Source organism: Rickettsiales bacterium Ac37b, assembly GCA_000746585.2.
Lineage (GTDB): Bacteria > Pseudomonadota > Alphaproteobacteria > Rickettsiales > Arcanibacteraceae > Ac37b.
This window is the reverse complement of the sequence record CP009217.2, coordinates 419,849-432,421: the sequence shown is the minus strand read 5'-3', so window position 1 is coordinate 432,421 and position 12,573 is coordinate 419,849. Positions and strand designations below refer to the sequence as shown.

Annotated in this window: 13 protein-coding genes; 12 read left to right on the top strand and 1 reads right to left on the bottom strand. The window is 30.8% G+C overall.

Annotated features, from left to right (window positions below; genetic code table 11):
• Positions 1-4: 4 nt before the first annotated feature.
• The 10 genes from NOVO_02180 to NOVO_02135 all read left to right on the top strand — a co-directional run bounded on the left by NOVO_02180 (position 5) and on the right by NOVO_02135 (position 9,299).
• Positions 5-571, top strand: coding sequence for an Outer membrane protein (locus NOVO_02180; protein ID AIL64831.1), 567 nt, complete (start codon positions 5-7; stop codon positions 569-571).
• Positions 572-643: 72 nt separating this feature from the next.
• Positions 644-1,072 (top strand): putative ribose-5-phosphate isomerase B, encoded by a 429-nt coding sequence (gene rpiB, locus NOVO_02175; GenBank protein AIL64830.1) that lies wholly within the window; start codon positions 644-646, stop codon positions 1,070-1,072.
• Between the two features lie 72 nt (positions 1,073-1,144).
• The gene (gene glyA2, locus NOVO_02170; GenBank protein AIL64829.1) at positions 1,145-2,425 is read left to right on the top strand and encodes a Serine hydroxymethyltransferase 2; all 1,281 of its coding nucleotides are present in this window, start codon (positions 1,145-1,147) and stop codon (positions 2,423-2,425) included.
• A gap of 60 nt (positions 2,426-2,485) precedes the next feature.
• Positions 2,486-3,391 (top strand): tRNA pseudouridine synthase B, encoded by a 906-nt coding sequence (gene truB / locus NOVO_02165; protein AIL64828.1) that lies wholly within the window; start codon positions 2,486-2,488, stop codon positions 3,389-3,391.
• Between the two features lie 15 nt (positions 3,392-3,406).
• Positions 3,407-3,676, top strand: a complete 270-nt coding sequence (gene rpsO / locus NOVO_02160) for a Ribosomal protein S15 (protein AIL64827.1) — start codon at positions 3,407-3,409, stop codon at positions 3,674-3,676.
• A 221-nt stretch (positions 3,677-3,897) separates the two neighbouring features.
• Complete coding sequence (gene pnp / locus NOVO_02155) at positions 3,898-6,135, top strand: Polyribonucleotide nucleotidyltransferase (GenBank protein ID AIL64826.1); 2,238 nt, start codon at positions 3,898-3,900, stop codon at positions 6,133-6,135.
• 22 nt (positions 6,136-6,157) lie between these two features.
• Entirely contained in the window at positions 6,158-6,853 is a 696-nt protein-coding gene (gene yciO, locus NOVO_02150) for a Translation factor (SUA5) (protein ID AIL64825.1), read from the top strand.
• A 129-nt stretch (positions 6,854-6,982) separates the two neighbouring features.
• A complete protein-coding gene (locus tag NOVO_02145) occupies positions 6,983-7,366 on the top strand; it encodes a hypothetical protein (GenBank protein AIL64824.1) in 384 nt (127 codons plus the stop codon).
• A complete protein-coding gene (locus NOVO_02140; GenBank protein ID AIL64823.1) occupies positions 7,367-8,944 on the top strand; it encodes a hypothetical protein in 1,578 nt (525 codons plus the stop codon). It begins immediately after the preceding gene.
• 118 nt (positions 8,945-9,062) lie between these two features.
• A complete protein-coding gene (locus tag NOVO_02135; GenBank protein AIL64822.1) occupies positions 9,063-9,299 on the top strand; it encodes a hypothetical protein in 237 nt (78 codons plus the stop codon).
• Between the two features lie 186 nt (positions 9,300-9,485).
• Here the strand turns inward: NOVO_02135 and NOVO_02130 are convergent, their stop codons facing one another.
• Positions 9,486-10,577, bottom strand: coding sequence for an Ankyrin repeat protein (locus NOVO_02130; GenBank protein ID AIL64821.1), 1,092 nt, complete (start codon positions 10,575-10,577; stop codon positions 9,486-9,488).
• 288 nt (positions 10,578-10,865) lie between these two features.
• Between NOVO_02130 and NOVO_02125 the strand changes: the two genes are divergently transcribed.
• Together NOVO_02125 and NOVO_02120 are read left to right on the top strand one after the other, a co-directional pair.
• Entirely contained in the window at positions 10,866-12,098 is a 1,233-nt protein-coding gene (locus tag NOVO_02125; GenBank protein AIL64820.1) for a hypothetical protein, read from the top strand.
• 96 nt (positions 12,099-12,194) lie between these two features.
• Positions 12,195-12,431: a Transposase gene (locus NOVO_02120; GenBank protein AIL64819.1), complete on the top strand. Its 237-nt coding sequence runs from the start codon at positions 12,195-12,197 to the stop codon at positions 12,429-12,431.
• Positions 12,432-12,573 lie beyond the last annotated feature (142 nt).

Below are 12,573 nucleotides of genomic sequence, written 5' to 3'. Positions count from 1 at the left end.
TTATATGAGAAGAATAAAAAGTTATATATTAATAATTGCTATAAGTTTGTTCATGTTTGAAGCAGAGGCGTGTGACAAAGATGGGTGTTGTAGTACAGTTGTAGTTGATATACAAAAAATTATTAATGAGTCATTGGCTGCAAAAACTATCCGTGAACAATTAGAGAAAAAGAATAGTGAATATCAATCTCAAATTAATAAAAAAGAAGAAGAATTAAATAAAAAGAGTCAAGAGCTTAGTAAACAACAAGCTACTCTTACAAAAGAAGCTTTTGATACGAAAGTAAGAGATTTTAACAATCAAGTAGCAGAAGTACAGCGTGAAACACAGGTTAAGAAGAATGCATTAGATCAGGCTTATGTAACAGCTCTAGGCGAGATGCAGAAAGTGTTAGATGAAGTTATTGGTAAATTTGCTGAGGAAAAACATTTTTGTATAGCACTACCAACTGCACAAACATTATTTTATAAAAAAGATTTAGATATTACTGATGTGGTATTGAAAGCTTTGAATGATCGTTTAAAGAAAGTTGAAGTGAAGATACCTGCAATCAATGCTACAAAACAATAAAAAATAATTAAATACGTATAATCAGATTAAATAATTTAATCTGATTATACATACGAAGTGGTAATTATTAATATGAACTATAAAGTAGCGATAGCTTCTGATCATGCTGGCTTTCAGTTAAAACAATTAATCAAAAAAACATTAGAAACAGAGTATGTTTTTTATGATCTGGGTACACATGATGAGATATCAGTAGATTATCCAGATTTTGCAAGTGAGTTAGTAAAAGTAATTGAGTCTAATATTGCCGATATAGGAGTGTTGATTTGCGCAAGCGGAATAGGTATGAGTATAGCTGCTAATAGAAATAAAAAAATTAGAGCAGCTTTATGTAACACTGAGGATATGGCTAGGTTAGCAAGAGAGCATAATAATGCTAACATATTAGTATTGGGAAGTAAAATTATTGAGCACGATATTGCAATAAAATGTGTAAGGACGTTTCTCAATACATCCTTTGAGGGAGGAAGGCATAGTAGGCGCATTGATAAGTTATCTTAAGCAAGTGATTATCACACATTTCTTAAGATTCATGCTCAGTTGTGACATAATAAGTGAAAGGAACAGTAAGTAATGGATTTATTACATATAAATAGTTTTTTTAATAATAAATTATATGAACAAGATGGTGATGTATTTACATCTATTTCAAAAGAATTAGAGCGTGAGCAATATAATATAGAATTAATAGCTTCTGAAAATATCGTAAGTAGAGCTGTATTAGAAGCTCAGGGTAGTATACTAACTAATAAATATGCTGAAGGTTATCCGCATAAAAGATATTATGGTGGATGTGAATATGTAGATGAGATAGAAGTACTAGCTATTAATAGGGCCAAGGCTTTATTTAATTGTGAATTCGTAAATGTACAACCTCATTCTGGTTCCCAAGCAAATCAGGCGGTATTTTTGGCTTTATTAAATCCTGGCGATACAATACTAGGAATGTCATTAGCTAGTGGAGGACATTTAACGCATGGAGCTAAGCCTAACTTGTCAGGTAAATGGTTTAATGCAATTCAATATGGTGTTTTGCCTACAGATGGGTTAATAGATTATAAGCAAGTAGAAGATTTAGCGTTGGAATATCAACCTAAAATAATCATTGCTGGCGGGTCTGCTTATCCCCGTATAATAGACTTTAATAAATTTAGAGTTATTGCTGATAAAGTAGGTGCGTATCTTATGGTGGATATGGCTCATTTTGCTGGGTTAGTTGCAACAGGCCTATATTCTAGTCCTTTAGAGCATGCGGATGTAGTCACAACTACTACCCATAAAACGCTAAGAGGCCCTAGAGGAGGTATGATACTCACAAATAATGCAGAAATAGCTAAAAAGATAAACTCTGCAATTTTTCCGGGATTGCAAGGTGGGCCGTTAATGCATGTCATTGCTGCTAAAGCGGTAGCGTTTCAAGAAGCTCAAAACGAAGAGTTTAAAACTTATATAAAAATGGTAGTAGATAATGCAAAGGCTTTATCAAAAACTTTGCAAGATAGGGGCTTGGACATTGTCACTGATGGTACAGATACACATTTATTGTTAGTAGATTTACGTCCTAAGCAGTTAACTGGTGATATAACAGAAAAAAGTCTTGAAAGAGCTGGGTTGACATGTAATAAAAATTCAATACCATTTGATCCTGAAAAACCAATGGTGACTTCTGGTATTCGGCTTGGTACTCCTGCTGGTACAACGCGTGGTTTTGGTACAGAAGAGTTTATAGAAATAGGATATCTAATTGGAGATGTTATAGATAGTCTAGTGCATAATAAAGCAGATAATACTAAGCAAGAAAAGATAGTTTTAGAAAAAGTAAAAGCTTTATGTAAGAAGTTTCCTATTTATTAAGTCATATATCTATAATATTTTAGAATGAGCAATTGTAATTTATCATATAAGTAGGTGAAAGTGGTAAATGGGTGGTTAATTATTGATAAACCTCTAAGTATAACCTCTTTTTCAGTGGTGTCTTTAATTAAAAAAATTATTAACAAAAGGAAAGTTGGTCATGCCGGTACTTTAGATCCAATGGCAACAGGTATATTGCCTATAGCTATTGGTGAAGCAACAAAGGTAATAGAATTTGCCATGAATTATGTTAAAGAGTATGAGTTTGTAGTTACTTTTGGAGAAGCTAGAGATACGGATGATCAAGAAGGAAAAGTTATAGCTAGATCCAATAAATATCCTAGTGTAGAAGAAATACGAAATGCTCTCAAATTTTTTACAGGGGAGATTTTCTTATCACCTCCAATTTTTTCTGCAATTAAAGTAAACGGTAAAAGAGCATATAATTTAGCTCGTCAGGGCTTAATTAATGAACTGCCTAAACGTAAGTCTATTATATATAAAATAGAATTATTAGAAGAAAGTAATCTAAACTATTGCCTAGAAACAAAGATTAGAGTATTATGCAGTAAAGGTACTTATGTTAGATCTATTGCTAGGGAACTTGCATTGTTTCTTGGTACATGTGGATATGTTTCTTACTTGCGTAGAACAAAGGTAGGTAACTTTAGTATATCTCAAGCGATTTCTCTAGAAAATTTAGAAAGGCTGCATTTGAGTAATGAACTACTAGCTTGTATTATGCCTGTAGAAGTAGTGCTGGACGACATCCCGGCTTTTACTTGTAATCCAGAGCAAGCTATGTTTTTACGACAAGGACGTGCTTTAAGTATAGAATTGTTAGAGGGTAATTTAAATTTAAGTAAAGAGGCTTGCGTAATAAAAGCTTTTTCTGGCAGTCAATTGACTGCTTTAGTAGAAAAGGCTGGTAATTACTTAAAGCCAATAAAGGTATTTAATTATTAATTTAAGGAGGATATGATGTCGATTACAGCAATCAAGAAACAAGAATTAATTAAGCAATTTGCTAGAGCTGAAGGAGATACTGGGTCTCCAGAAGTACAGTGTGCTATTTTAACGGAACGTATCATTAATTTAACAGAACATTTTAAAAAACACGCTAAAGATCATCATTCAAGGCGTGGTTTATTAATATTAGTGAGTCAACGTAGAAGACTATTAGACTATGTTAAAAAAGTATCAAAAGAACGATATGAAGATTTGATTAGTAAATTAGGTATACGTAAATAATAATATTATTTAGCCTTTTCAACACTTATGAATAGAGAGCAGAGTAAAATAATTAATTGTGAAAATATTTCTGTATTACTAGTATTTTAGTGCTATGGAAAGATCCAGCATAATTGTTAAATATTATAAATAAGGCTTGTATTTGAGATAAAAGTGACAAAAGGATAAGTTATTACGATATAACGCGCTCAAAATTGAGTTAGTATTTAGGAAGGTTATGAATGTTTAAAATAATAAAAAAGGAAATAGACTGGGCTGGTAGGAAACTTACCCTGGAAACAGGTAGAATAGCTCGTCAATCAGATGGTGCTGTATTGGTACAATATGGTAATACCGTAGTTTTATGTACAGTTGTGGGGCAGAGAGAAATAAAAGAGGGAGCGGATTTTTTTCCATTAACAGTTCATTATATAGAAAAAGCTTTTGCGGCTGGAAAAATTCCTGGAGGTTTTTATAAAAGAGAAGGGCGTCCATCTGAAAGAGAAATATTGATATCTCGTCTTATTGATAGACCTATACGTCCTTTATTTCCAGAAGGTTTTTTCAATGAGGTGCAAGTAATATGTACCCTACTTTCATATGATATGGTTAATGATCCTGATATTTTAGCGATAATTGGTACATCAGCTGCACTAGCAATATCTGGTATACCATTCAATGGTCCTATAGCGGCTACAAAGATAGGATATAAAGAGGGAGAATTTGTACTAAATCCTACCAGTGAACAGTTTGAAGGTAGTAAATTAGACTTAGTAGTAGCTGGTACAGAATCTTCAGTACTCATGGTTGAATCAGAAGCTCATGAATTAAGTGAAGAAGTAATGCTAAATGCAGTAGTATTTGGCCATCAAAATATGCAACCTATTATAGATATGATAAAAGAATTTGCAGAAGAAAGTGGTGTACATAGATGGGAATTTGCAAAACCAGAACATAATGCACTTGAATTGTTAGTAAAAGAATTAGCAGAGCATGATTTACGTGATGCTTATAAGGAGCGAGTAAAGCAAGTACGGTATGAAAAAATAAATAATATTAAAAAGCGTATGGTAGCCAAATTAGTACAAGATGGTTATGAGGAATTATTGATTAATTCAGTCATTGGGAAGTTAGAGGAATATATAGTACGTAATGATATTATTGAAAAAGGTGTAAGGATAGATGGGCGCGATAGTAAAACTGTACGCGTTATTACATCAGAAGTAGAAATACTACCTAAAACACATGGTTCTGCATTATTTACTCGTGGTGAAACTCAGGCGTTAGTTGTAACAACTTTAGGTACAGCTCAAGATGAACAAATTATAGATTCACTCGAAGGGGATTCGCGTGAACATTTTCTATTACATTATAATTTTCCTCCTTATTCAGTTGGAGAAACAACATCACTAAGATCTCCGGGCAGACGAGAAATAGGACATGGAAAATTAGCATGGAGAGCTATACGTCCGGTATTGCCAGCTAAAATATCGTTTCCATATACTATCAGGGTAGTATCTGAAATTACTGAATCTAATGGTTCTTCATCTATGGCGACAGTATGTGGCGCTTCACTTGCTTTAATGGATGCAGGAGTCCCAATAACACGTTCAGTAGCTGGTGTTGCTATGGGATTAATAAAAGAAGAGAGTAATGTAGTGATTTTATCTGATATTATGGGTGATGAAGATCATTTAGGTGATATGGATTTTAAAGTCGCTGGTACTGAGCAAGGTATTACTGCTTTACAAATGGACATTAAAATAGAAGGTATTACTACTGATATAATGCAAAGAGCTTTAGAGCAGGCAAAAGAGTCACGATTATTAATTTTAGATAACATGAATACCGTTATTACTTCTCATAGAGAGACTTTAAATGATAATGCTCCTGTTATTACTACTATAACTATTGCTAAGGATAAAATTCGAGAGGTAATAGGTTCTGGTGGAAGTGTAGTACGTAAAATATGTGATGTGACAGGTGCAAAAATTGATATTAATGATGATGGTACTGTAAAAATTGCAGCTACTAATAGTAAATCCGGTAATGCTGCTTTAAAAATGATAGAAGACATAGCAATAGATCCAGTCATAGGGTCTATCTATACTGGCAAAGTTGTTAAAGTAGTAGATTTTGGTGCATTTGTAAATTTTGTTGGTACTAGAGATGGTCTAGTGCATATTAGTGAATTAACAGATAATGAATTGACTAATATAAATGAATTTATAAAAGAAGGCGATGCAGTTAAAGTAATAGTTCTAGATATTGACAGTCGTGGTAAGATAAAATTAAGTATGCGTATGGTAGATCAAGATACTGGTGAAGCTTTATATAATATACCTCGTGATGAATATAATAATAACTCTTATAATTCTAAAAAGCCTTCTAAGTCTTTTCAACACAAAAACACTAGACCGCGGGACAAAGAAAATAAAGGAGAATCACGTGATAAAGAAAAAAGGAAATATTATAGTTAAGATTAGTTAAGTTTAAAAACTAGTGATAGTATATATCACTAGTTTTAGTTCTGCAAAAACATATCTCTATGCTATAATTATCTTAATCAAAAAGTTAAAAAGTATGTTAATTGATAAGCCTAAGTCTGTTATTAATAGAGCTGTAGATATTCTTAATGCAGGAGGAATTATTAGTTTTCCTACTGAAACTGTATATGCTTTAGCTGCAAATCCTAATGATATTTCAGCTATATCACGTCTTTATCAAATCAAAAATAGAAATGTTAATAAACCTTTTGCCATATTAGTAGATAGTATAGCAATGATTGAAGAAGTAGCTATTTTGGATAAAAGGGCATATATATTATTAGAGAAGTTTACTCCTGGTCCATTAACTATAGTGCTAAAATTGAAAGAAAGTGTAAAATATGCTGCTATGATTAGTGGAAATAACAATACCATAGGTATTAGAATCCCTCATCATAACTTAGCTCTTGAAATTATTAAAACTGTAGGAAGGCCTATAGTTGCAACAAGCGCAAATATATCTAATAATAATAGTAGTATAACAGCCCAAGAAGTAGAATCAATATTTGGCTCACAAATCGATATGATCATTGATGGAGGAAGATCTGAAATAGGTATAGGGTCTACGGTAGTTGACTTAAGTACGGATAAAATAATATTATTGCGTGAAGGTTCTATTAGTTTTAAAGAAATTTTAAATCTATTACCTTAAAGTATTTTACTGTGGGACGCAGTTAGCTCAAAGCCCTTCTACTATTTGTAGGTTTCGCTTTGTCTGAGCCTAGTTCCAAATAAAAATTAATTTACTATAGTAGAAAATTAATATAGAGGAGTTATTATAATGAGAAAAATATTAAAATTCTTGATTATAATAGTATTTTGCACAGTTATAGCTATATTAATGCATAATAACTTATATAGAAGTTCTAGAGGGGATTTACGTAATGAAGATTTTAATACTGCTGATATATTAGATACAAGGTTACAACAGCTATTTCCTCAGAGTACAAAAATTACACTAATATTTCAGGAGTTAGAAGAAGTTGGCTATAATTGCAAAAAATTTAATGATTTTAAAAATAATAAAAGACTTCAAAATTATATTTGTAAATATGATCGATTGATATCGTATCCGGTTTTTCATCATTATGACGTAATTATAGAGGCTGATAATCAAGATAAATTATTGAAATTTATTGTTAAAGAAATAAGAGATAAAAATTAAATGAATAAATATATTATAATTTTAATAAATATTTTAGTGATCGCTGGTTTTGCAGGGACTGCGAATGCAAGATGGGCTGAATATTCGGATGCAGATATAGAAATGGAAATACATAATCAGGACATTACCGTAAATGAGGATGGTACTACTGATGTGATTGTAGAAATGCAGGCTAAAATTTTAAAAGAGGCAGGGCGTGAATATGCTGCGCATTATACTTATTATTATAATGGAGACAGCTCAAAGTTTTCATTATTGGAAGCGAAAACACTTTTTGAAGGTCAGGAATATATATTATCTAAAAACTTAATAGAAGATAAACCTTTAGCTAGTACTCACTATGGATTTGATCAACAAAGACAAGTGTTATTAGCCTTTCCTAAGGCTGAAATAGGTGCTTCTATATATCTAAAGTATAAATTGTCTGTTACCAAGGTACCACTAAATCAAGTCTTTTCTACAATTTTTCATTTTGGTTCGGGAGAATATTTAAAGAAAAGTATAATAACATTACGTTCTAAAATTCCTTTACATTCTGTGGTGAATGATCCAGATCAAGTGTTAACTATTACCAAAGATCAAGAGGATAGTTTTTATTCTATAAAAATACTATTAAATAAACCTATATATAAATATGTGATCAACGAACCAGAAAATTCAATATTGGATAATGATAAGCTTACTTGGGTATTATTGTCGAGTCTAACGGATTGGAAGGATTTATCAAGGAGATTAAGTAAAGACTATATTAATGTTATGAATCAGCCTTTGCCGCTAATATTAAAAGAAATAGTGAATTCTGTATCAGAAATTAAGGATGAAGCAGACCAAATTAATAAAGTTATATCTAGCATTATAGATAAAATACAGTATATGTCAGATATGCGTACTATTGCTGGTAGATTTATTCCACAAAGTTTAGAAAAGCTGGTAACAACTCAAATGGGGGATTGCAAAGATTTTTCTACGGCTACTGCGGCAATGTTCCAAAAGTTGGGTTTTAAAGCACAGGTAGCTTTAGTATTAAGAGGTGTTAATGCAGTCTCATATAATAGTGTTTTACCTACTCTTTATGATTTTAATCATGCGATATTAAAGTTAACAAATAAAGATGGAAAAGTATATTGGCTTGATCCCACTAATCCAGTAAGCCAAGTTGGAGGCATTTTTCCTGATATTGCAGGTAAAATGAGTTTAGTGTTGGATGATAAAAATCCCGTGTATGAAAAAATACCTAATATTAATCCTAATCATGCTCAAATTATTATCGATAAGGAAATTATAAAAATTGATAATAATACAATAATTGACACTGGCAAGATTGCTTTTAAAGGTGAAAAAGCAATTAATATTACAGCAGCGGCTTTATATAGATCACAAAAATCTGTTAAAGACATGTTATTTAATATATTAAGTGATTCTTATTTAGAAGAAGAAAATAAGATAAAGATGGATATTCCTGAGCTTAGCCGTATAGTCCATGATGTAACAATAGATTACTCTTATAAGCAGCTTAATAAGACTTTTAAAACTAATCTTGGTTATGCATTCACTTTAAAGTATGATAAGCTAAATTAAAACTAATCTTGGTTATGCATTCACTTTAAAGTATGATAAGCTAAATAGTATAATAGATTCTGTAGATAGTCAAATTTCGGATTTATTTATAGATATTCCCCATACTTTTAAAAATCATATGATTTTTAAAAACGCAAAAGCAGATAAAATAGAAGGCCTAAATTTTATTGTAAAAACTCCTTGGGTAGATGTAACAAGAATATGTAATGAACATAAAAAAGGTATAGAGATTACAGATACTATAGTAGTTCATCAGTCTTTAATACTTAATAAAGATTTATCAACAACAACTTATCAAAATCTTAAAAATATACTTAAACAAAACTTAAATGCTGCATTAATTTTTAATCAATAATTTTATATCTTAAACAAATCATAAAAGCTATAGGTTGTTAATACCTTAATAGTAGATAAGTTATAACTAATGTGGATATATAGTAAAAGATTGAATTTGGGACATTTTGCCTCAAAGCTCTCCTACTATATTTTTTGCTTTATTCTTAGTCTAGTCCCAAATACCACTTAATTTACTATAGTATAATTATCCCGTGCGTGAATTTTTATTACTACCTATCTCAGATGAATTTGCACTTCTTTTCCTATGTTCTCGCTCTTGAAAAGTTAAATTAGAAGTTTCAGATTTAATATTAGATAATGGTTGATTAGCATTATTATTTACTTCTCTGAATTGATTGGGAAGAGCTGAAGTGGTGGTTATGGTAGTAGTATTTTTTTCATGAATTGGTGTTTGAGTGAATGCAAGAGTATTACCCATATATCGATTAAGTAATTGTTCTGCAAACTCTAATTTAGATTTTAATTGTAATATTTCTAAATCTTTTTCTATTAATAATGCTTCATTATTACGGTTAGATTTTTTTAGTTTCTCATTATCATTAGTTAAATCTTGAATTTGTTTTATTAAATTTGCAGGTGCATTATTGTTATTAGAAGAAGATAAATTAGGTTGAATAGTAGTATGATTTCCAGAATGAAGATTGTTAATATTAGAAGTAGAAGATATTGCGGATGTAGATAGCTGTCTTGCTGCTATTTTTGCTTGTAAAAATTGTACTGTATGGACTTGCTTAAGTTGAATAGCAAGAGATAAAGGTGTATTTCCCTTATTATCTCTTTCCTCTATATTTAAACCTTTTGAAACTAAAAACTCTATAGTATTATTATGGCCATTCCTAGCAGCATAATGCATTGCTGTAAGTCCATGATTATTTTTTTCACCTAACTTTAAACCTTTTTTTTCTAAAAACTCTATAGTATTATTATGGCCATTCCTAGCAGCATAGTGCATTGCTGTAGATCCATCGTTAGTTTTGTCATCTAGCTTTAAACCTTTTTTTTCTAAAAACTCTATAGTTACATTCTGGCCACCCTGAGCAGCAGAGTGCATTGCTGTAAGTCCATCGTTAGTTTTGTCATCTAGCTTTAAGCCTTTTTTTTCTAAAAACTCTATAGTATTATTATGGCCATTCCTAGCAGCAAGGTGCATTGCTGTAGCTCCATGATTATTTTTTATGATAATTAGCTGTGGAGACAATTGAAGCATAGCTTCTAATTTGCTTGTATTGCCTGCTAGGGCTGCCTCTAAAAATTCTTTTTCTTGTAATGTTAACATTTTGTTATACCCTGGTTAAGAAATAGTAAATTATTTTAATAATATATAATATTGTTTAATATTTGTAAACAAGTATTAACTAATTTTGTGTATCTATAATAAAAACATTTGAACTTACATTGTAGTTACTTTTTTCTCTAGCTAGCTAGTATCTAATTATCAGCTGTTTTCTCTATGTTAATTATTATTACATTAATATTAAGATTATTTTGATTTACTATTATAAAGAAATAGTAAATAACTATATATCGCTTATTGTATTAATAAAATATAAATATTGTAACATATATGCTAAATCAAAATCAATCTATGCTAAATGATTCAGAGAAATTAATGGAGAAGGTTCGGGAAATATCTCCAAAAATCTTGCCTGCAGATATGAGTATTGAAGATAAACTTATTTATATACTAAAAGAGGCTTGTGAGGAACAAGATATTAAAACTATTAATGCATTATGGAATTTAAAAGAAGTTTTTATTAGAAGACTTTTTGATGATGAATATAAAGATATATTTATAAAAGCCTTAGATAAGGAGAAGGAGAATGTTTTAGAGGCCTTACTTAACTTAGAAATGTATATATGTCAGCATAGAAGGATATTACAAAGTGGCGATAATTATATCTTTAGGACGTTAGCCGCTAAAGGATATTTGGAGATTATAAAGAAAATAACGAAAGATTTGGATAGCTATGACATTAGAGAAATGGTTAGTGCTAAAAATTATGAAGCTTTTAGGGCAGCCGCATATCATGGTCATATAGCGGTACTAGAATTTTTATTGGAGCTTGCGCCTGCTCTTCTCCCTGAAGCAATGATTTATGCTGTTGGTAAAGCTTTTAGATTTGCAGCAGAAAATGCTCATATAGCGGTACTAGAATTTTTGCTAAACCGCACACCCGTTTTCCAACGTGAAGCAATGATGCATTGTAAAGTAGATGATACCTTTAGAGGGGCAGCATTTAAGGGGCATATAAAAGTCTTAGAATTATTGGTGAAATCAATACCTGATTCAAAAAAGCAAAAAGAAATGATTTGTTCAAATAATGATGAAATATTTCATAGAAATATTACGTCTAAACCTATTATGCAATTTCTACTTAGCTTAGTGCCTGAAAAATGGAAAACTATAAAAGAGGATAATTTTTCGTACTATTATTCAAGTAAGATTTTGGAAAATAGTATAGAGTTTATTCAAAAGCTTAGTAAGGTGCCTATTGAATTTCCCCAGATAGCAATTAGCACAATACTTAATATGCAAAAATTTGCTTCAAAAATTTATAATTTTATACTTAGTAGTAAAACAATTATGATGTTACTTGCTGAGCCAGCGATGAATAGTATGTTATGTGCACTTGATGATACAAAAAGTGATCTCCTAGAATATGATAGAAGATGTGTAGTGAAAGCTATGCAAACAATATCCAACGATAACGAACCTAAACCTGAAGTGTGTTTTGTAGATAAAATCTTGAAAGAAAAATTTCCTGAAAAAATAGATAATTTATTATTATCAAAGTAAATTGTTAAGTATAGTAAAAGCATTTGAATTCAGGACGTTGCTGCTCACCTACCTCCTTGTAAAGAAGCAGAGTAAGCAACTATTAAGTATGATCTGATGCCGATATTGTTAGAAGCTATTAAAGAGTTAAAAAATAGTGGTTTTGCCTTATTACAAACTCTAGGTAAGACTTTAAGTGAGTGGAAAGATGAAATAGGGCGAATGTGGAGATTTAGCAGAAATAATGGTATTACCGAAGGCTTTCATAGAAAAATGAAACTTATTCAAAGACGTGCTTATGGATTTAAGAATTTTGAAAATTATAGATTGCGAGTTAAAGTGTTATGTGTTTAAATCCAAAATTCAGCTTTGCCTCAGAATTTGATACAGATTATATAGTCAATTAAGTTGAGAATGGCATAGAGAAGCCATAATCAATAGCATCGCTAAGGTTATTAAAATTAGTAATGATAGGTTTGATTTTAGCTTTTAAATG